The following is a 21,514-nucleotide window of genomic DNA, read 5'->3' as shown; positions in this document are numbered from 1 at the left end:
GATACCCTCACGCAATGGTCGCACGAGCACGGTACGTTCGCAATAAGAAATCCGGGTTTTTGTTCAGGCTCTCAGGTACGATCCGCAGCCAGATGCGGTGGAGCATAGCCAGACAACTCAGACAGCGTGCCACTCGCTCACATGCAGGTGCGGGCCAGAGGCCCGCATTCACAAGGAATGAGAGCATTATGTTTTCAAAGGAGTGTATAATGAACCCTGACGATGATGCCCGTGTCCTTGTAGTTATCGTGCCAAAACCGCACGACCTGGAACTAGTACGTACCGCAGGTTGGTACCGACTACCGCTGGCCCATACGCCACCGCAACTCGCCGCCGATTACCTGGCCTTTTATCAACCGGCCTCATTTGGTCAGGCGCGCTGGCAGATTCAGTACTATGCCGCTATTGTACGTTACCAGCTTGTACACCGCCGTGATCTTCTCCCAGCGGAGGCAACCCACCCACGAGCCGGAGATCGTTATTACCGCATTGACGTAGGGCCGTTACAAGAACTCGAACGACCGGTACCATCGGCACGTTTACGCCGCATCACCTTTATTGCGACTACCTTTGGCCGTTTACGGCAGGCAATCGATGTTACCGATCTGTTCACCCCAACACCACCGCCAGAGGTATGGGGTGGTGGTTTAGCCGGAAAAGTAATCACCTAGTCGGTCAGTACGCGCCAGCGTAATGTTTGACCGGCAGCGAACGGCACGACATCACCGTACCGTGGTGGTACCGTCCAGGGGTCTTCAACCAATCGCACCTCGCGCTGCGGTGGCTTCAACCCATGAATCCGGCAGGCATTACCGCTCACAAAATCGGGCAAGCGGTCAAGCGCATGATGGCGCTCAAATAATTCGACCAGCATTGGCAACAGCACCGGCGCCGAAAAGATACCAGCAGCGCAAAACGCAGCCTCTTTGCGCTCAATCGGATGCGGCGCCGAATCACTGCCAAACATCAATTTAGGATGACCAGACAACGCTGCGGCCAAAAGTGCATCGCGGTCTGACGGTCGTTTGGCAATTGGTTTACAGAACAGATGAGGTTGTAGCAGACCACCAGCTACATCATCAAGGGTAATCAAGAGATGGTGGAGCGTTACTGTAGCAAACAGGTTCGGGTAGCGGTCAAGTAATTCGAGCGCCGCAGCCGTCGTGATATGTTCCATCACAATTCGTAGACGGGGGAAGGTCTGGGCCCAGCGCTCATACACCGGTAAGAATTCAGTTTCACGATCCAGCACAAAACCGTGGCTTTCACCGTGTACAAGCAGGGGAATCCCTAACTCTTCCATAACGGCCAGGGTCGGCTCAATTGCTTCCAGATCACTTACCCCACCGGTACTATTCGTGGTCACACCCTCAGGGTAAAGTTTGATCGCAAAGATTCGCCCACGTAATGCGTGCAAGGTAGCGGCATCGTAAGCGCGGAAAAAGAGGGTCATCAGTGGCATAAACGGATACGACGCCACTGCAGAGCGTATTTCGGCCTCGTATGCCGCAAGCCGATCAAGATTATCGACCGGTGGCACCAGATTCGGCATGATCACCGCACCGGTAAACTGAGCCGCAGAAAATGGCGCCACCAGGCGGAGCATCGCTCCTTCGCGTAGGTGTAGATGCATATCAAGGGGAGCAAACAGCGAAATGGTCATAGACGTTTTCCTGGCTGACGTGGCAGACGCAAGCGTGCTGCCACAAAGCGATCATGAGGAAGATTGATTGCAGCCGTGATCCGGCTAATTTCGGCGCTTTCAGCGCCAGAAAGTTCACCGTCGGCAAGCGCAACCGCAAAGAGTGCGTCGAGAAATCGTTCACGCTGCTCGACAGTTGTTGCGTCGGCAAACGCCTTGGTAAGACGAAAAAAATCGAGATTGGAAGCGCTCTCAGTCAAGGCTATTTCAGCGACCAACGTTGCCCGAGTATGATCCAGATGCCACCACTCTTTGAGGATGGTCACAATACGGTCGTGCTCTGCGGGAGTCACCTGATCGTCAACACGAGCAATCAGGGCAAGGAGACCACCGGCCAGCGTTAAGACGTGCAATTCATCGCGGTCTATCCCAAGTGCGTCGATGTCCTGCCCCAATCGCATATGTAAGGCATAGTAAATACGATTACGGAGAAATTCCGGCAACAGTTCCTCGCGATTAGGGCCAGGAGCACGAATTCCGAGCGCGACCCGAAAAGCCCGTCCAAGCTGATGCAGCACACTCTGGCTATCACGCTCTAGAGCCTGCTGAATTGCTTGCACCACCTCACGTTCAACTGGCGTCACTACCCGATCCGCAGCCACCAGCCGCTGAATCGCATGTAAAACCATCTGCCGCTCTTCCGACGTCGCGATCAGATCGCGCAGATCATCGACGAGGCGTGTGCGTTCAGCCGCTTCAACTGGTGAAGAGAGATACATTTCCAACTCGGCCCACTCATCGGCGGTCAAGGCGAATTGACCGCCGGTTTGACCAAGTTCGGCCAGCAACCGTTTGAGATCGTTGATTTCATCAAGCGAGAGTTCACCATCGGCCCACGCTGCTGCAATTATCACTTTCGCCAGGGCCATGACCAGTGGATGTTTTGCCATGACAGTTCCCGATGTTCCCCAAGAGCGATAATCATTGGATGTTTACGCTTGTGCGACGCGACCGCTGAGCGGATTTTGTCAGCACAGACCTCGAAAGAACAGGTTTGCCACGTTTTCGATACCTGTACTGCGAAGTTCCTCAATACAGAGGATGAAAGCTCCTGTATTTTGAAAGACAGTACTATACAGAAGACTAGAAATATTGTACAATAGCTAAGAAGAGATTATCTACCGGTAAAGAGGCCGGACACAGCAATGTCGCTCGCCCGTTTGGGTTGAGCGACGTTTAACATTCAGGGAGTGACATTATGCAACCTCAACTTCATTGTCCACATTGTGATGAACCGCTAGTATCAGAAGGTATGTACCTCCGCTGTACGACGCACGGTCTCTTCTTCCGCTACGGCCCCCGCCGGTTGTTAGCCGCACCGATGACAGTTGAACGACACGAGCCATTACTACCCTGGCAGACGTTGAGTGAAGAACCTGCCAGAAAATTATCGCTACCAACCACCACCACCGCCGCGGCCACCAAATGAACCACCACCACCACCGCCGCCGAAAGAGCCACCGCCGCCGCCACGGCTACTCCATTCACCCGAGTGCGATGACGTGCTCCACGAGCGGCTGTGTCCCCAACCGCCGGTCGTCCTCCCAAGCCGAATCACCGTCGAAGCTACACTATCGGTAGCCTGGGGTGAGATAACCGGTGGTTGTAGCGTGTTGAGCAAATCGGTTGCTGCAACATCAATGTCCTGCGCTTCACGCAAGGCAGCACGTAATGCTTCTTCACCATTGATAGGTAACCGAATTTGGTGAAACCGTTGCCGCAATGCCGTAATTTGCCCCACTACTGCAGATGACCCCCCCAGTGGCGATGTACGTTGTAGTTGAGTAATGCGGTTCAACTTTTCACGTACCCGCTGCAAAACCTGATTGAGTTCAGCACGTAACGTTTCTAAACGCTGTACTTCGGCATATGCCTGCTGGTACGTCGTGGTTGCAGCCTCGGCCAGAGACTGGTACTGTTCAATCGCTGCGGTCAATGCCTGCCGACGTGCCTCATCTTCGTGGATTTCAGCCTGCTGGAATAACGTGTATGCCTGTTGCAGCATTGTTCGTACCTGCTCAAGCTGTTGACGGACCGCTGGGGAAAGATCGGCATCGTGAACAGCCACGTAATGCACCAGTTTTTGCACTTCATTGGTTGCCAGTTGCTTTATCTGCTGTGCACGCTCACGTAAGCGAGTGGTCTGCTCAACTTCATCACGGGCGCCGGCCAGCGCTTCATCGGCCAGGCGATCAGCTTCTTGCGCGGCGCGAACCAGTTGTAGCCAATCGGGTTTTGCTTTGGCTGCTTCGGCCTTCGCCGTCGCCAGCAGAGCTGCCGCCTGCCTTAGTAGGGCATCAGCATGAGGACTGACATCAGGATTATGGGCCGCAACAAACGATGTTCCATCTGCAATCGACCGTTCTGCCTCGGCTAGAAGGTCACGGGCGATAGATCGGGCTTCTTCCAACGCACGAAGCCGATCGGTAATCGCCGTAATCAGCCGCACCGCGTGATCGAGTTCCTGCTCGGCCGCATCGAGATACGAGCGCGCAGCCAGAAATCCTTGTACTTCCATCGTATTCGCCGTTCGCGCCTGCTCCCAATGCTCAAAAGCACGTGCAACGGCTGCCTCTGCCTCACTACCGTTTCCACGAATATCAGCCCATGTGCTCTCGGCAAATTCATCAACCAGATCAAATGCCTCGCGCCCAGCGGCAATCAATTTTGCTGTTTGCGGGCCACGTGCGGCCAGCGCTGCAATACGACGTTCGTTGTCAGCCCGAATGGTCGGAAGATCAAAGCCTTCTCGCTGCGCCCGTGCAAGCGCTGCTTCAGCTTCTGCGATTGCAGTGGTTGCCGCTGGTATTGTACCTTGCTGTAACGTATCTGCCAGTCGATCCAGCGCTGCTCGCGCTTCATCGAGGGCTGCGTGACATGCTTCCATCCGATAACCCTCAGCGGCCAGCGCCTCTGCGGTGCGGCGGCCTTGAGGAATAGCGGCTCGTACAGTTGCATACCGGTCGAGAATGTCAATCAGGGTCTGTCCGATTACCGACGCCTCTTGCGCTGTGTGGATTGCCTCAGGAGCCTCTAATCGCTCTAGGGCCGCTTCTGCCCGATGAAGAACAGACTGAATCGGCCTGAGCACGGCTGCATGATCGGTTAATTCCTTCCCAAACTGAGGCAAGCGCTCAGAGACGTCGGTCAGGACTTTTTTTGCGCGTGCAACATCCTCCTGCGCCTGACGCATCAATGCTTCATAATGAGCACGCCGTTGATCAAGCGCATCAAGGTAACTGGCAACCTCTGCGGCCTTTGCCTGTAGCTGTTCATAAGCGGTTGCTGCTCTCTCTAACCGCTGCACCGATGGCTTTGCTTCACGTTCCAGTTGCTCGCCAATCTCGTCAAAAGCGACTTTTAAGTCGGTAAACGCTTTACGCACGACCTCCTGCATCTGCTCTAACTCGGCTACCGCTGCTGGTGGATACGAAAGACGGTCAAACTTCGCCTTCTCGAGCGAACTGTTAAATCGTTGCCCAAGCTGCACGATCAGGGTGCCAATCCGTTCACGAGCATCACGCAATCGCCGCTCGGCAGCCTGACGAGTCTTTTGGCGACGGCGAAGCTGGTACACACCGACACCGGCAGCCGCTACGCCAGCCAGACCCAACCCGCCGATCACGACGGGGGTTAAATCGGTATTGATGGTAATCCCGCCACCCGGACGTGGCGGATTAACGATTGCAGCTTCAATGGCCGTTAATGAACTCGTTACACCGCGCGTAAAATCGCCATCTGATAGACCAGGGTTAAGTTTATCGGTACGGATCAGCTCGTAGTTGTCATTTACTGCCAGCGCGTCGCTCCATTCGTCACCGAACCAGATCGCACTGTAGCGATTATTTACTGCAACATAAATGGCAATCAGCATCGAGCGCACAGCTCCATCACTACGAGCCAGGCCGTCGGCGATGAGCCGCCGTTCAAAATCAGCTTCACCACCAGAATCGACAATATAGACTGCTACCTGTGCTCCACGGCGTAGCAGCGGGTCAGCCGCAGCCCGAACGGCAGGTTTATTCAGACGACCAGCGGGATCGAAGATCACCAACTGCCCCTGCGCCCATACCTGCGTCAGGAATACTAGAGCAAGCAGCGACCCGATCCACCAGCGCAACGCGATTCTCATGCCCAATCTCCTCTCTACAGCACCTTTCGGTCAACAGGTGTGAGCATTTAAAAGACGATGAAGCAGTGAGCAGACGATTTTACAGCACGCTCCATGCTCTCCTCCTTTTTTACGCTGAAACAGCGGCTGACGTTGCATAATTTCATGGGCGTGGAGAACCACTGCCTGGATTGGGAAGGTCACGGGCATCTGCGGGCGGTGTCAAACGAACAGGGCGGTTAATATCGCTCAACCGGACATCGAGGACAAACGAAAAAGGTTGAGCCTGCCCTTGCGGATCAGTTGCCGTACCATCGAACGTGATTGTCAACTGACGCAGATAGCCATCTGCACATACCAGTATGCGAGCAGAGGCTTCGGAAACGGTACTATCGGGCAACTGGGTAGGTAAGCCAACTGCACCTAGACTGGAAAAGAGAGCGGTCGTAGCGTCACGGTCGCCCAAGTATTCCTGACATTGCACACCATCTTGCTCGACGACTGCCCCAGCGGTGAAGCGGCTGAAATCGGCACCTGAACGGCTAACTGCGCTTAATGTCGTATCAACCTGCGTTGGCGGGGTAGCGATGGCACTCTGTTCTGGCGTTAGTCGGTACCAGACATCATCGGGCGCACCGAGGAAGGTAAGCGGCCCGCGCACATAACTGACACCACCAACCGTCATAGCCTGTAGGCCACGGGTCACATCGGCGCCGAGAAACGCTGCCAGAAAACCGCGCAGTGTGAATGAAACATCGGCGCCAGCAAACTGCCCATCGAGAGTCAAGAGATCGGTTAGATTATTCCCCAGATTAAAACCTCCAACCAGACCACTCCCACGCAATGACAGTTGCATCCGGTATGTATCGATATTTGCCGTCTGCCGAATTGCCGCTGGAATTGCCGTGCCTGCCGGTTCTGCGACGGGTGTTGGGGTTAGGGTTGGCGTTGGTAGTGGGGTTGGAGTCGGTAACGGTGTTGGCGATGGCACCGGTGTCGGAATGGCTGTCGGCGATGGCGTCGGTGTAGCAGGTGCACCACATCCGATGAGCAGCACTGTAATCAGAACAAACACAAATAGACGCACAAAACCGTCCTTTCTGCTCAGACGCATTGCCAGGAAGGCACGCAGGGCAATGCGCATGCTGATTATAGCAGTGGCTAAGCAGAGATCGCAAAGGAGCGGGTAAAGAAGGAAAAGGTGAAGTACCCTGCTTCATTCGCGGTAGCAGTTGCGCTCAGCGCATAATCGCAGTATGATATGACAAACGTATGCGCAGACAGGAGGCGAGCGATGGATCTCTGGATTATGATCGGTATCGTCATCTTCGTCTTTATTGGTCAGGCCATTTTGTGGTCGTGGGTCATTATTCGGCGCAATCAAGTAGCTCCCGACGTTAAAATCTTTAACTGGCGTGAACTGTCACAGGCATTCGATCGCTGGCTTGAAGAACGGCAGCGGCGGCGGCAGCGACGTTCATTCTAGGCCTGAACGTGCGAGGAATGTCTGCATCATCCGGCAATCGTCGGTGCTCAGGCCTGATCAGCCCCTTTCTGCATCATAAAGAACAGAAAGGGGCAATGGTCATGTTCTTCGCTACCGTCTATGCTCCAGCTTTCAGGCGGCTACCCGATCCCACTTAAGGGCAGAGGCAAGATCGGCGGCAGTAGTTACCTCTGACAAATCAATACCAAGCGCAACAATTGTCTGAGCAACTTCTGGCCGGATACCAACCAGCGTAACGGTTGCTCCCAGCAAACGAGTAGCCTGTACTAGTTGCATCAACCCTGCAGCAACTGTCGTGTCAACAAAGGGCATTCCGGTAATATCAATCACCAGATGACGGGCGTTCGTCCGATCAATTGCCTGAAGCGCAGTAGCCTGAGCCAGAGCAACTCGTTCCGCGTCAAGCTCGCCGACCAACGGCATAATCAACGTCTCGTGGGTAACGGGCAGTACCGGCATACTCAAACCACGAATTAGCTCACGTTGACGTTCATTCTCACGTAACAACCGTGACTGCTCGGTCATTTGCCGTTCCACTTCAGCCAGGGCCTGCTGTAAATCAGCCGTTCGTTGCGCAATCCGTTCCTGCAATCCGTTACGCTCTTGCGCAAGTGCTTCGTTCATCTCACGCAGTTGAGCAATGACACCAAAGAGGCGTTCGTGGAAAACCCAGAGCTGAAGCAGCAAAATTGCACTGATACCTGCTACTCCGGTGAATTGAAACGGCAACACCAGCGGTTCCGGAATCGGTGGGAAGAACTGCACTTGCGAACCAACGACCATCGTGGCAATCACCGCAATCCACGCTACGATGAGTAAGCGCTTGAGGATTGCGCCACTTACAAAGGGAAGCATTGCGACAATCGCAATAATCGGGCCAAATGCCATTAATGGCGCCAAATCAGGCAAAACAATAGCACCCAGGAAACCATACAGGGTCAATGCAACAAAAGAAGTCGTTAGTGCGATACGGATCTGACCACTTTTCGCCTGCCCCCATGCCTGTAACAAACCAACCACCAGCACCCAGTCGAGTATCATCAGCGCGACCAGGGGGGTGGTTTGCCAGATCAGGGCAGATACCGTAGCAATGAGGGCTACTACCCCAACAACCCCTGCCATCCATAGCAGGAATTGGCGGAGCTGGCGACCCTGTTCAGGAGACAGATGAGCAATTGTTGTTTCATTCATGTCCGAATGCCCTCTATAACACTGCTACGCCTTCATATGCTACCATATTTTCACAAACGTATAACATTCAACGTTTCGTTTCGTCCTAATCCATCGTCAGCCCACCATCGACATCGAGCGTTTCGCCAGTAATAAACGCGGCTTCTGTTGAGGCCAGAAAAACGACTGCTGCAGCCACTTCAGACGGCGCTGCAAACCGACCCAGTGGAATGAGACGCTGTGCCCGATCTCGTAATTCCGGCGTCATCGCGGCAAGGAGTGGAGTTTCGACCGGACCAGGACAAACAGTATTGGCAGTAATCCCAAACGGAGCGAGTTCCCGAGCCAACGCTTTCGTCAATCCAATCGCACCTGCCTTCGCCGCACTGTAGGCTGCACTCCCAAGAATGCCACCACCACGTTTACCGGCAACCGAAGCAATCGTAATCAGGCGACCATAACCTGCTGTAATCATCGCCGGTACTGCGGCACGGCATGTATAGTAGATCGCCGTAAGGTTGATATTCAACACGCGGTGCCACTCTTCTGGCGTTAAATCGAGAAACGGTGCGGTGCTGAGCACTGCCGCATTGTTGACCAGAATATCGAGCCTACCCCACCTGGTAATCACATCCTCGATTGCCGCCGTCACCTCATGCACAGCAGCGACATCGACAACCACACTCTGCGCACGTGGACCGAGTTGAGCGACCGTTTCAGCCACTGCCGCAGCATCACGGTCAAGCAACGCAACATACGCCCCATGTTCAATGAGAGCAGCGGCAACAGCACGACCAATCCCACGTCCGGCACCAGTCACAATGGCCATTCGGTGATGAAGATCAAACATAGGAGACCTCGTTTGCTAGAGCTGACACTGACAGGAACATGGTACGTCATCAGCCATCTATTTGGCACCGCGATAGCAATCGGAGCGATACGACGGAAGAGAATCTGCTGAAACCTACTGTGACAAGAGATCACTCAGTAGACGCGCTGAGAACAACAGTTGCCAGGAACGCACAATCCTGATATACTTGGTACAATTGTTCGGATACTGATCAATGACCGGTCGCGACCGGTCGTTGCCTTGTCAGAGGGAGAATGCCGAGATGCAGTTACTCTACCTCGATCCGCGTCAATTAGAGATTGACCCAACCGGTGTTCGTGAAGAACCGGGTGACATAGCCGGATTAGCAGCCACTATTGCCGAGTACGGCCTGCTTCAACCTATTGGCGTGACCCCAGTTGGCAATGGGCGCTATCGCGTCGTCTACGGCGGACGTCGGCGGGCTGCCGCCATTCAACTCGGATTAAGTAAAGTCCCGTGCATCGTGCTTGATAATGACGACCCCGATCTATTGTTACGTCAACTTATTGAAAACGTCCAACGCCAGGACCTCAACGACATCGAACAGGCGCGGGCATTCGCACGTTTGCGCGAACATATTATAGCCACCCGTGGCAAATTACCTGACAGCGAACTTGATGAAGCTGTTGGTCAGGCAGTTGGTCTCGGAGCACGCACGATTCGGCGCTACCTTGGCCTACTAGAGCTGCCTGAAGAGGTCCAGCAGATGATTCGCCGTGGCGAGCTAAATGTCACTCAGGCCCAACATCTGCGCCGCATCACGAACCCGAAAACGCAGATCGATCTGGCTCGATTCGCTGTTGAAGAGGGTATGTCAGCCGCCGAATTAAGTCGGCTGACCACCTACTTTGCGGCCAACCCCAACCTGACCCTCGAAGTGGCGTTGCAGGCGCTCGAGCAGGGTGAGGAACTACGCACCAAAGCAACACCCACGACTAGTAGTGGCGGCCCGTTACACCATACACCAGCGATCACGGTCGAACTTCCTGATCACGACGATAGCTGGCAAGATGAGACGGACACCGACGCTGGCGCATACCTGACGGTCGACGAAGAGACGATTGAGAACCAGCCGAAAAACAAGGCGCGTGTCTTCCGCATTCGCTCACTCGACCAGATGGTTGATGAAAGTGATCGATTGGCACGGGCCGTACACGACGGCGATCTCCTTAAGTGGATCGAACGTGATGAAGGGGCTGCCTTCAAAATACGATTGCTGTTACGTCAACTCGAACGTTTAACCCATACTTTACGCGAGATTGCTCAACAGTATAACGTACCGCTTGATGACGAGTGAGGCATCATCAGAAACCTCCATCGTTCGCGCTCGCCGTGCTGATCCGCAGCATCAGGTTGGCTCCGGTAACCATACGACAAACCGCTATCCGACGATGGTGTCGGTGCGGTTTGCGAACTGTGCCTCCGCAATAGTTTTCTGCACCCGAAACGAGCCTGATTTGAAATCTGGTTTTTTGATTGGACTCAGAGCATTCAGGGTGTGTCTGAAACATACTCCTGATCACCCGCGATGCATGCAACGCATGCTAGATAGCGGTTTGCAACGTCCTCAGTGACCGTTCTCCGGAACGTGACACTGCGGCCTCCCTTCTTTCCTTTGCTACAAAGAGTGAGGAAGAGGAGCTTGAGGCATGTTGGGAAGCCACCCCTGCTGATTCGGTAACAGGTATGATCGACGAGGCAACGAGGGTCTCCGTACACCGTCGTCGGAGTGAGAAGCTACACGCATCCGCACACGCTGCGGACAGATTGGAAAGCCCCTTTCGCGCTCACACATCTTTTCACGTTTGGCCATCGCCTCTACTGGACAGAGGAAGAACGTAGAAAAGCACCACCTTTCTTTTACATACCCTTGACAAACGCTTAAACTCATGCTACTGTTAAAACCAATTAGTAATTCGTTTTAGTTACAGATACGGTCAATGAGCGACCAACCTCATCCAAAACGTAATCGCCCGCCGTCAATGCACGACGTTGCGCGACTGGCTGGTGTTTCGCAAACAACAGTATCGTTTGTGGTCAATAATGTCACAAGCGTAGCAATCAGTCAGGAGACGCGCGACCGGGTCTGGGCGGCGATTCACGCGCTCGGCTGGCGACCCAACGCTATGGCCCGCAGTCTGCGCACCCGCCATTCGCAGACATTAGGGTTAATATCTGACGAAGTTGTTACCTCTCCATACGCTGTACGCATGATCCTAGGTGCGCAAGAAGCAGCATGGGCCAATCGACAGATGTTGTTGGTCGTTAACACCAGCGGCCGTAGTGACATTGAACAAACAGCCCTTCAATTTATGCTTGAACGACGGGTTGAGGGCTTGATTTACGCAACGATGTATCACCACGAAGTGACACCGCCAGCCGACCTGAAGCTCGTATCGACGGTATTGGTGAATTGTTTCGTTGCCGACCGCTCTTTACCGGCAATTATTCCCGACGAAGTGCAGGGAGGATACACCGCAACGGAAGCGTTGATCCGGCGCGGTCATCGCCGTATCGCCTTCATTAACGAAATCATTCCGATGCCAGCCCTTTTCGGTCGTCTAGAGGGGTATCGGCGTGCACTTGCCGACTATGGCTTGCCTGTCGATCCAACACTGGTGCGAAGCTGTCATTCTAATGCACGAGATGCCTTTACTGTTACCCGTGAGTTACTCGAATATACCGAACGCCCAACCGCGATCTTCTGTTTCAACGACAAAATGGCAATGGGCGCTTACGATGCCATTAAACGGATGGGATTACGTATTCCGCAAGACGTAGCCGTTGTTGGTTTCGACAATCTCGAGCTGATCGCGGCTCAGCTCTACCCACCGTTGACTACCGTCGCACTACCACACTACGAGATGGGACGACGGGCCGTCGAATTACTCCAATCTCTCCCGGCAGGCGAAAGCCTCCCGCCGATTCAGCATTACATCCCCTGCCCATTGATCGAACGGGCTTCGATATAACTGCGGTTTGTTGCCCGACATTTCTGGCAACTCCACGATGAAAGGAGGCACTTCTGCAACAATCACTTGTAAGACGATGGTCAAAGCCGACTACTATCTAATGGAAGGAGAAGACACCATGTCCCGTTCACGCTTGAGTCTTTTGATCGCTTTGATGGTTTTGGTTAGCCTTATCCTGACTGCTTGTGGTGGAGGCACAACCACACAGCCAACCGGCAGCGGTAGCACGAATCAGACTACTGGTAGTGAAAAAAAGCGCGTTACCATTCTCGGTGCATTCGGTGGTGGTGAAGCTGATGCCTTTGAAGAGGTTATCAAAGTCTTTGAGGCAGCAAACCCCGATATCGATGTGGTATATACCGGTGTCAATGACTTCGATACCCAAATTGTTGTGCGCGTACAGGCCGGCGATCCACCAGACATCGCCGGTTTCCCCCAACCTGGTGGTGCAGCTCGTCTGGCCGCCGAGGGCAACCTGGTTCCACTCTGGCCAGAGATAATCGCTCAGATTGATAAGAACTACGCACCATTCTGGAAGGAATTGGCAACCTTTGGTGGCACACCCTACGGCGTTTTCCATCGCGTGAATGCGAAAGGATTCATCTGGTACAACAAACCGGCTTTTGAAGCTGCCGGTTATACGGTACCAAAAACCTGGGATGAATTAAAAGCGTTGACCGAGAAGATGAAAGCGAACGGTCATACGCCATGGTGCGAAGGGATTGAGTCAGGTGCCGCAACCGGCTGGAAAGGTACCGACTGGATTGAAAATATTATGCTACGCACCCAGACCACCGCGGCCTACGATCGCTGGATTTCTGGTGAACTGCCCTTCAGCTCGCCGGAAGTCAAGCGTGCCTTTGAAATCCTGGGTGAAACCTGGTTCACCGATGGCAACGTCTATGGTGGTCGTCAATCGATTGTCCTGACCAATTTCGGTGATGCTGCGACTTTCCTCTTCACTGAACCACCGAACTGCTGGCTACATTTGCAAGGGAGCTTTGTGACCAACTTCTTCCAGGATTCGGTGAAGGCCGATCTTGACAACAAAGTCGGGTTATTCGTGATGCCACCGATTGACCCAAACGTCACTCCGGCGCTCGAAGTAGGTGGTGATGTCTTCGTTGTATTGAAGGGTCGTGACCGCCCAGAAGTTCGTAAATTCCTGGAGTTTATGGCTACCGGCGCTGCAGCAGACCCCTGGATCAAGCTCGGTGGTGGAGTCTTCCCTCACAAAGATCAGAATCTGAGCCTCTACCCAACCGCGATTGAGCGTCAGGTTGCGGAAGCAATTCTTGCTGCGCAGGCTGCCCGCTTCGATGCCTCAGATGCTATGCCTGCAGCAGTGAACGCTGCCTTCTGGAAAGGTGTGACTGATTGGGCCAGTGGCAACCGTGATCTCGACACGGTTTTAGCCGAGATTGATGCAGCACGCAACCAGTAGCCATCTTCCATTACACAATGGCGGGTAGCAATTACCCGCCATTTCCCTCCGGTATTGATGTGTAGCGCGGTGACATGACCACGCAAAGGAGGACTTTTCATGCGACCCAATCGCGAAATAGACCGGTTGCCAGAGATAGGCGGCATTGGCGTCTTTCTCTCAACCACGTTTGGTCGTCTGTTGGTTTCGCTCTTTGTACCAGCAGTTACATTCATTGTCTTGTACCAGGTCTTTATCTTCCTGCGCGACACCCAAATCCCCCAGTGGATGACAGCCATCATCGCTATTCTGTGGGGGGTCGGTGGCGTATTAGCGCTCTTCACCCTCTCGAACTACCTGATCGAACAACTTTCACCGGCCTGGCGCAGACGTCTAATCCCCTTTGTTTTTGTTGGGCCGGCACTGGCTATTCTGACCTGGTATCTGGTATTACCGACAATTCGGTCGTTTATCGCCAGTCTGTACGATGCACGTGGGATCAATTTTGTCGGTCTCGACAATTATATTTATGCCTTTACAAGCCAGGAGATGTTGCAATCGTATCGTAATAACTTCATCTTCTGGATGATATTTGGTACCGGCATGAGTGTCGGCTTTGGTCTCCTGATTGCCGTCCTCGTCGATAGGACACATCCGGTCTTCGAGACGATCTGTAAAGCGCTGATCTTTATGCCGATGGTCATTTCCGGAGTTGGGGCATCGGTGATCTGGAAATTTATCTACGAATATCGTCCAACTGGATCGACCCAGATCGGATTACTCAACGGTATCATTACCGCATTAGGTTTTGAGTCACAAGGATGGCTGCTCTTACAGCCCTGGAACAACCTCTTTCTGGTCATCATTATGGTCTGGTTACAGACCGGCTATTCAATGGTTATTATCTCTGCTGCGATCAAAGGTATCCCTTCGGATTTGCTGGAAGCAGGACGGATCGATGGTGCAAACGAGTTCCAGATTTTTCGTAACATTATCTTGCCATCGATCCAGGGAACACTGATTACGGTGACTACAACGATTATTCTCTTCACCCTGAAGATCTTTGATATTGTGCAGTCGATGACCGGAGGCAATTTCGGCACTCAGGTCATTGCTAACGTGCAATTCGTACAACTGTTCCGTCAGGTACATAATGGTCGTGCAGCAGCAATTGCAATCATTTTGCTGCTCGCAGTGTTGCCGGTGATGTATTACAACCTGCGGCAGTTTGGTAAGCAGACGGAGGCCTTCCGATGACGACCACGACTCTGGCAACACCACGTCGGCGACGACGGTTTCGGTTTGGCACTTTTATGGTATATGTTGTGATGATCATCATCACCCTCTTCTGGATCACGCCAACGGTTGGCTTGTTAGTAAGTTCGTTCCGCCCGGCCGATGATGTGAAGACGAGTGGCTGGTGGACAGTAGTCATCAATCCCGATAAGGCACGCTTTACCCTCGACAACTATCGCACTGTTTTAGGTTTACCAATTCCTGGACGATCGTCACCAACCGGAAGTAGCCGAGTCGGCATGGATGTAGCGCTCATCAATACGCTGACTGTAGCATTACCATCAACGATTATCCCTATCTTGATTGCAGCGTTTGCTGCCTATGGTTTTGCCTGGATCGATTTTCCTGGTCGGCGAGCGCTGTTTATTCTCGTTGTCGCCATGCTGGTTGTCCCCCTTCAGATCTCGCTCGTCCCCATCCTGCGCGATTACGTAGCCCTCCAACTCGGCGGTACGTATCTCGGTGTCTGGCTGGCCCACACCGGTTTCGGTCTGCCATTAGCTGTCTATCTCCTTTACAATTATATCAGCACCATTCCACGTGATCTTTTCGAGTCAGCATTTCTCGACGGCGCAACTCACTTTACCATCTTCACTCGCCTGATCCTTCCACTCTCTACACCTGCCCTGGCTAGCTTTGCCATTTTCCAGTTTCTCTGGACATGGAATGATCTTCTGGTGGCATTAGTCTTTCTTGGCGCCGAACCACGAGTACAGGTCGTTACTCAACGTCTGTTAGGCTTACTTGGTCAGTTCGGTCAGGAATGGCATTTACTCACTGCTGGGGCATTTATCTCAATGATCGTGCCGCTGATTGTCTTCTTCTCGCTTCAGCGTTTCTTTGTGCGCGGCCTGATGGCCGGATCGGTGAAGGGTTAGGCGTATCCATCGATGAGAGGAATCTCTATGACGGCAGATCCGCAACGTCCGCGCTACCATTTTCTCCCACCGGCAAACTGGATGAATGACCCAAACGGGTTAATCCAGTGGGGAGATACTTTTCATCTATTCTATCAATATAATCCTGCCGGAGCGTACCATCGCCAGATTCACTGGGGACACGCCACCAGTCACGATTTGGTGCATTGGCAGCACCAACCGCTTGCCCTTACACCAACACCGGGCGGAGCCGACGCGGATGGGTGCTGGTCGGGTTGTGCTGTTGATGATCATGGTACACCAACACTGATCTACACCGGATTTCGCCTTCCAGATGAGCAAAAACCCTGTTTAGCCGTCAGCTATGATGGGTTGCAGACCTGGCAAAAGTGGCCGACACCGATCATTTCCACACCACCGCCGAACCTGGATTTGCTCGGTTTTCGTGACCATACCGTCTGGTACGAACACGGCCTCTGGCACATGCTAATCGGTTCTGGAATTCGCAACCAGGGTGGCACTGTTCTCCTCTACCGTTCACCTGATTTACGCCATTGGGAGTATGGCGGACCCTTGCTCATTGGTGATGCAACTCAGTTTCACCCAATCTGGACGGGTTTGTTCTGGGAGTGTCCAGACTTTTTCACGCTTGGTCATCGGCAGGTGTTGGTCTGTTCTGTCTGGGATCAGCGACCTTACTACACCATCACAATGATTGGTGATTACCAGTATGGTCGATTCACGCCACATACTACTCACAAACTGGATTACGGCGATACCCACTTCTACGCTCCGCAAACGATGCTCATTCGCGACGGTCGGCGGATCATGTTTGGCTGGATGATGGAAGGACGTCGTGAGGCAGCAATACTAGAGGCAGGTTGGGCCGGTGTTATGACCCTACCACGCGAAGTACGGTTCACCGATGACGGTCAGGTGGTTACCTTACCTGCCAGTGAAATTCAGCAACTACGTCAACGTGAAGTGCATGTTCCTCCGCACCGGGTTATGCCAAATGAATTACATTGGATGCCGATTCGAGGGGCACAGCTCGAGATAGAGCTAACGCTGCATCCACCGCAACGCGGAACGTGTAGCATCTTGCTTCGGGCTAACCCTGATGGCAGTGAAGCAACCGTGTTGCGTTACGACTATCAGACCGCAACCCTGACGCTTGACCGACGTCGGTCAAGTCTGACCAGTGATGTTTGGCGTGACGATCATCACGCACCCCTTGCGCTGAAAAAAGATGAACCGCTGGCGTTACATATCTTTCTCGATGCCTCGGTTATTGAGGTCTTTGCGAACAATCGACGTTCAATTACGAGCCGTATCTACCCTGTTCACCCTGACAGCCTGGGTATTGCGATAGCGACAGAAACGGATCCGCTCGACGTACTTTCCTTCCGTGCCTGGCAAATGGCTGATATCTGGTAAAAACGATAGCCGGACGCGCAAGAGGCTTGCGAACCCACATGTCAATGTTGACAATAGAGGGTCGGGTTAAAACTCGCCTTATAGCCTGCTCATAGCTGACTACCGATTGGGTTTCAATTGGGCTTCTACTACGATTAACAGACACATTGCTACATTCACGTCGGGAGTGTAACTATGGTTCGCAATCACAATACTCGCCGCCGCCACGCGGTTTACAAGGCTTCGACTTATAAGAGCCTATCCCACTATATCACGACGGATGAACCTCGGCGATGGGTGCAATGCAATTCACGAGAAGGGGCAAGGCGACGCCTCGCCCCGGCAAGTATCCCCGACGATGGTAACGAAGCGCCTATCCGACCTCTCCTGTCGCAGCAGAAATCGTTGGAGCACTGCGCCCATACATTAGCATAAGACGGGGATTCGGATAGGCTCTAAGAGCGCATATCCACGTCCATCACGCTCAAATCTCACTCTTCTTCTCACACTCCGCTGTGCTACGATACCACTACACCCATCAACCTTACCAGGGAGGAAACCAGATGACTCAACCTCCTACCACGCCACCACCAGCCGACGACCTCTTCCACTACGGCTGGCGCTTCGTGCGCAACCAACACCCGACGACCTGAACGATCTCGAACAAGTCCCACTTACCCTCGAAGACGTGTTGCACCCGGAAGTGAGAGATTTTCATCGTGCATGGTGATCGCCACACAACTAACCGCCTGTACCTTACCGCCGTGTTGCGGGCACAGCTCGAACCAAACGGCCAGGCCATTATGCTGAGTAATGTGCGGGTGGTGTGGGACATCCCCGATCTGCGATCGCATGGATCAGACGTAATGGTCATTTCCGGTCTGCGTGAGCAACGCAATTGGAGCACCTTCGATGTGGCGGAGGAAGGTGTCCGACCGACTCTGTTCATCGAGATTGTTGAGCCGGAGACACGCGAGAACGATGTGGAACGGAAGGTGGAGCACTACACACGAGCAGGGGTGGCGCAGTACGTGATTGTAGATAATGTGGGTTGGCAGGGACAGCGGCAGTTACAATTGCTCAATTACCGGCTATTCAGCGGTAGGTACCAACTGCAACCTACCAATAACCGAGGCAGGGTATATCTGGAGGTTGCCAGGCTGTGGCCAGGGATCGAAGGTGACCATGTTTTTTGCTACGACGAGCATGTGGTAGCACTTGGTGAATACGTAACGGTCATGCAACAAATCACAGAGGCTTTAGCACGGGTCCGCCGTGAAGCCGCTGCCCGCGCCGAAATCGAAACCCGTCTGCGCGAATTGGAGGCGGAACTACGTCGGTTACGCAGCACACGATCAACATTCTGACTTTTAGGACTGGAAGCGTCTTGTACCTGCACAGTACGCAGGCAATGAACTGCAACCCAGGAGATGGAGACATCTGTATTCTCAAGAGCTGCTAAGCTCTTTTGATACGAGCGGGTCGGATGCCAGACGTGATCACCAGGGGAAGAGTATTGGCACAACAACCAGACATATCACCAGCACTAACACCTGTAAAAGGATCCCGGCGCGCATATAGTCGATAAACCGATACCCACCAGGAGCCAACACCAACGTATTGACCGGTGAAGCAACCGGTGTGGCAAATGCAGTAGAGGCAGCAATTGCGGCTGTGATCAATAATGGCTCTGGCGCTAGACCGAGTTGCTCGGAAACACCGAGTGCGATCGGCATGATGAGCACGGCTGTAGCAGTATTCGAGATAAACTGGCTTAGCAAACTGGTCACAATGAAGATACCAGCCAGTATAGCGAGTGGCGAGAAATTCCCTAATGCAGCGACCAACTGTTCAGCTATTAAAGTCGCACCACCAGTTTTCGTGAGTGCTGTTGCCATTGGCAGCATCGCTGCAATCAACACTAGACTCTCCCAGTTTAAACGTTGGTAGACATCTTTCAGCGAGACACATCCTCCGAGCACCATTGCCACCGCAGCAGTCAACGCAATCGTCACAATCGGGAACCAGCCGGTTGCCATTGTTATTAACATCACTCCCATGATCGCAATCGCTAACCACGCTCGCCGATTAAACGGTTGGTCACTCACCGCCATGTCACGGGGAAAAGCAACAATCACCAGATCACTAAATGTCTGCTGGCTACGAACAATTGCTTCCAATTGTGCCGGAGCGCCCGCCACTAACAGCGTATCACCAAAACGTAAGGGTTCGTGCACCGGATTACCACTGAATGGTTGCCCCAAACGACGTACACCTAACACCGTCACGCCAAAAAGTTGGCGTAATTCGGCAGTTGCAATCGTCTGTCCTTCAAACCGTGATCGCGGAGTTAGTGCAACTTCTATCACGTGGAGATCAGGGCCAAACGGTAACTGCGACGACAGTGACTGAATAACTGCTCGCTCTTGACGACAAAATAATTCCAGCGCTTCTCTCTCACCAACCACATCAAGGAGATCACCCGCTAGAATACGAGTTGCCGCAGTCACGGCTCTTGGCAAACCGGGTTCTGATCGCGATTCAGGCCAGCGTCGGATACCAACGACAGTAATCCCATAACGGCTACGAAGTCGAGTTTCAGCCAATGTCCGACCAGCTAGCGGTGAGTCAGCCGCCACTCGTACTTGCGCAAGCCCTTTCGCCAGGCGATATTCTGCTGCTAATTCAGCTAATGTTGGCGCTCTTTTATCATCGGTAACGGTGATTGCTCGCACCGGCAAAAGCCAGTGTCGCAATACCACCAGCGTCAGAGTGACCGTTAACAACACGGTCAGACCAACTGGCGTAAAGCTAAAAAAACCGAGTGGCGGTCGGCCAGCAGCCGTCAGCGCCTCAGCGGCGATCAAATTCGGTGGCGTACCAATCAATGTTAGCATCCCACCAATGAGAGCGGCATATGCGAGGGGTAATAGTAAGCGCGAAGGGCTGATCCCTGCCCGCTGCGCCAGACTGACAGCTACCGGCAGCATAATAGCTACCGTGCCAGTTGAGCTGATAAACGCTGAAAGTACGGCAACCGCAGTCATCAATATCACGAGAATCCGTGGCTCACTTCGCCCGGCAATCTGACCGAGTTTGTTCCCAATCCATGCTGCAACACCGGTTTGAAATAGTCCATCGCCCACAATCATCAACGACGCGATTAACACGACCGTCGTGTCACCGAATCCTGCCACTGCTTCGGATGGAGTCAGGATGCCACCAAACATAAGTGCAAGTAAGCCCAGGATTGCAACCAGATCGATCCGAATTCGATCAATAACAAAGAGTACGATCAGACTCAGTAAGACACAAAGAACAAACACAATTTCGGTCGTCATAGAATCCCACTTTTACCCACTGTCGGTAAAGTCATCTCCATTTCCGCTGTCGGTCAATCGCCAGCACCCCGACCATACTGCGCCTTGGTTAGAAATACAGTCCGTTATGGCCTCTACGCATCATACTCCACCCGCCCGGATCAAACCGGCCAGATTACTTCGGCCCTGATCGGCCAGTATTGTGGCCTGCGCAATGAAGAGCTGCGCCGTCGTCACGGCATCGTTCAGTGCATTGTGTTGCGCATACACCGGCAAACCGAGTGCTGTCGCTAGCGCACGCAGTTCAATCGCCGGATCAGGCATATCGTGCGGCTGTTCACCCGACCAGCGTGCATTCAAGTGCAGGGTTAAAGCCAGCCGGGCTGTATCCAGAATTGGGCGGCGGAGCCGACCGCCGAATGGTTTTAAGGCGGCATTGATAAAGCGCACGTCAACCTGCGCTACGTGGACCACCAACACACGCCCGGCAATCCGCTGCAACAACTCGGCCAACACCTCTGCGGGCGGCGGCGCATGCTGTAGCTCTTCGGGAGTAAGATGATGGATACGAATACTCTCCACGCTTGGTTCACGATCAGCAGGGGGGCGGATCAGCGAATACCACGTCTGCTTCAATAACACACGACCATTCTCAACATTCACCGCACCGATCGCAATCAGTGCATCATGCCGGGGATCAAGTCCGGTTGTTTCTACATCGATCACCGTGTAAGGCACCTCACGCCACGGCAATTTTGGGTCAGGCTCAGGAAACGCCTGATATGCACGCACAAAATCGGCAGGCGGAATCCGCTGAAAAAAACGCGACCAAAATGCCATAGACACCT

The 21,514-nt window shown here is 53.4% G+C and carries 18 protein-coding genes; 10 read left to right on the top strand and 8 right to left on the bottom strand.

The window, feature by feature from the left end; all coding sequences use genetic code 11:
• The first annotated feature begins 209 nt into the window (after positions 1 to 209).
• Positions 210 to 671 (top strand): hypothetical protein, encoded by a 462-nt coding sequence (locus QTO31_RS06585; RefSeq protein WP_301428484.1) that lies wholly within the window; start codon positions 210 to 212, stop codon positions 669 to 671.
• Here QTO31_RS06585 and pyrC read toward each other — a convergent pair.
• Together pyrC and QTO31_RS06575 are read right to left on the bottom strand one after the other, a co-directional pair.
• Positions 668 to 1,663, bottom strand: a complete 996-nt coding sequence (gene pyrC / locus QTO31_RS06580; protein WP_301428483.1) for a dihydroorotase — start codon at positions 1,661 to 1,663, stop codon at positions 668 to 670. The two genes, QTO31_RS06585 and pyrC, sit on opposite strands and share 4 nt — an antisense overlap.
• Positions 1,660 to 2,592: a TerB family tellurite resistance protein gene (locus tag QTO31_RS06575; RefSeq protein WP_301428482.1), complete on the bottom strand. Its 933-nt coding sequence runs from the start codon at positions 2,590 to 2,592 to the stop codon at positions 1,660 to 1,662. Before QTO31_RS06575 ends, pyrC begins: the two co-directional genes overlap by 4 nt.
• A 308-nt stretch (positions 2,593 to 2,900) precedes the next feature.
• Here QTO31_RS06575 and QTO31_RS06570 point away from each other — a divergent pair, with 308 nt between their 5' ends.
• Complete coding sequence (locus QTO31_RS06570) at positions 2,901 to 3,131, top strand: hypothetical protein (RefSeq protein WP_301428481.1); 231 nt, start codon at positions 2,901 to 2,903, stop codon at positions 3,129 to 3,131.
• On the opposite strand, the gene QTO31_RS06565 is transcribed toward QTO31_RS06570, so the two are convergent.
• A complete protein-coding gene (locus QTO31_RS06565) occupies positions 3,096 to 5,834 on the bottom strand; it encodes a TPM domain-containing protein (RefSeq protein ID WP_301428480.1) in 2,739 nt (912 codons plus the stop codon). The genes QTO31_RS06570 and QTO31_RS06565 overlap by 36 nt on opposite strands.
• Before the next feature lie 142 nt (positions 5,835 to 5,976).
• Positions 5,977 to 6,957: a hypothetical protein gene (locus QTO31_RS06560; RefSeq protein WP_236631086.1), complete on the bottom strand. Its 981-nt coding sequence runs from the start codon at positions 6,955 to 6,957 to the stop codon at positions 5,977 to 5,979.
• A gap of 150 nt (positions 6,958 to 7,107) precedes the next feature.
• Here QTO31_RS06560 and QTO31_RS06555 point away from each other — a divergent pair, with 150 nt between their 5' ends.
• Complete coding sequence (locus QTO31_RS06555; protein WP_028457053.1) at positions 7,108 to 7,299, top strand: hypothetical protein; 192 nt, start codon at positions 7,108 to 7,110, stop codon at positions 7,297 to 7,299.
• A gap of 132 nt (positions 7,300 to 7,431) precedes the next feature.
• Here the strand turns inward: QTO31_RS06555 and QTO31_RS06550 are convergent, their stop codons facing one another.
• Both QTO31_RS06550 and QTO31_RS06545 read right to left on the bottom strand, forming a co-directional pair.
• The gene (locus QTO31_RS06550; RefSeq protein ID WP_301428479.1) at positions 7,432 to 8,511 is read right to left on the bottom strand and encodes an STAS domain-containing protein; all 1,080 of its coding nucleotides are present in this window, start codon (positions 8,509 to 8,511) and stop codon (positions 7,432 to 7,434) included.
• Positions 8,512 to 8,596: 85 nt separating this feature from the next.
• Positions 8,597 to 9,340 carry an SDR family NAD(P)-dependent oxidoreductase gene (locus QTO31_RS06545; RefSeq protein WP_301428478.1) on the bottom strand — a complete coding sequence of 248 codons (744 nt, stop codon included), beginning with the start codon at positions 9,338 to 9,340 and terminating at the stop codon, positions 8,597 to 8,599.
• Positions 9,341 to 9,602: 262 nt separating this feature from the next.
• Between QTO31_RS06545 and QTO31_RS06540 the strand changes: the two genes are divergently transcribed.
• From QTO31_RS06540 to QTO31_RS06510, 7 genes are all read left to right on the top strand, one after another.
• On the top strand, positions 9,603 to 10,658 hold the full coding sequence (locus QTO31_RS06540; RefSeq protein WP_031457846.1) for a ParB/RepB/Spo0J family partition protein: 1,056 nt from the start codon (positions 9,603 to 9,605) through the stop codon (positions 10,656 to 10,658).
• A 643-nt stretch (positions 10,659 to 11,301) separates the two neighbouring features.
• Positions 11,302 to 12,333 (top strand): LacI family DNA-binding transcriptional regulator, encoded by a 1,032-nt coding sequence (locus tag QTO31_RS06535; RefSeq protein WP_301428477.1) that lies wholly within the window; start codon positions 11,302 to 11,304, stop codon positions 12,331 to 12,333.
• A 118-nt stretch (positions 12,334 to 12,451) separates the two neighbouring features.
• Positions 12,452 to 13,777 carry an ABC transporter substrate-binding protein gene (locus tag QTO31_RS06530; RefSeq protein WP_031457844.1) on the top strand — a complete coding sequence of 442 codons (1,326 nt, stop codon included), beginning with the start codon at positions 12,452 to 12,454 and terminating at the stop codon, positions 13,775 to 13,777.
• A gap of 99 nt (positions 13,778 to 13,876) precedes the next feature.
• Positions 13,877 to 15,013 (top strand): carbohydrate ABC transporter permease, encoded by a 1,137-nt coding sequence (locus QTO31_RS06525; RefSeq protein WP_031457843.1) that lies wholly within the window; start codon positions 13,877 to 13,879, stop codon positions 15,011 to 15,013.
• Positions 15,010 to 15,930, top strand: a complete 921-nt coding sequence (locus QTO31_RS06520; protein WP_031457842.1) for a carbohydrate ABC transporter permease — start codon at positions 15,010 to 15,012, stop codon at positions 15,928 to 15,930. The genes QTO31_RS06525 and QTO31_RS06520 overlap by 4 nt, the downstream gene beginning before the upstream one ends.
• Before the next feature lie 27 nt (positions 15,931 to 15,957).
• Positions 15,958 to 17,367 carry a glycoside hydrolase family 32 protein gene (locus QTO31_RS06515; RefSeq protein WP_031457841.1) on the top strand — a complete coding sequence of 470 codons (1,410 nt, stop codon included), beginning with the start codon at positions 15,958 to 15,960 and terminating at the stop codon, positions 17,365 to 17,367.
• 698 nt (positions 17,368 to 18,065) lie between these two features.
• A complete protein-coding gene (locus tag QTO31_RS06510) occupies positions 18,066 to 18,713 on the top strand; it encodes a Uma2 family endonuclease (RefSeq protein ID WP_051871034.1) in 648 nt (215 codons plus the stop codon).
• 132 nt (positions 18,714 to 18,845) lie between these two features.
• Here QTO31_RS06510 and QTO31_RS06505 read toward each other — a convergent pair whose 3' ends face one another.
• Together QTO31_RS06505 and QTO31_RS06500 are read right to left on the bottom strand one after the other, a co-directional pair.
• The gene (locus QTO31_RS06505; RefSeq protein ID WP_301428476.1) at positions 18,846 to 20,687 is read right to left on the bottom strand and encodes an SLC13 family permease; all 1,842 of its coding nucleotides are present in this window, start codon (positions 20,685 to 20,687) and stop codon (positions 18,846 to 18,848) included.
• 120 nt (positions 20,688 to 20,807) lie between these two features.
• Positions 20,808 to 21,506, bottom strand: coding sequence for a 3'-5' exonuclease (locus tag QTO31_RS06500; protein WP_301428475.1), 699 nt, complete (start codon positions 21,504 to 21,506; stop codon positions 20,808 to 20,810).
• Between the last annotated feature and the right edge of the window lie 8 nt (positions 21,507 to 21,514).

The sequence above is a fragment of the Chloroflexus sp. MS-CIW-1 genome (genome assembly GCF_030444705.1).
Classification (GTDB): domain Bacteria; phylum Chloroflexota; class Chloroflexia; order Chloroflexales; family Chloroflexaceae; genus Chloroflexus.
The sequence above is the reverse complement of the archived record's forward strand: the minus strand, read 5'-3'. Positions and strand labels throughout refer to the sequence as shown.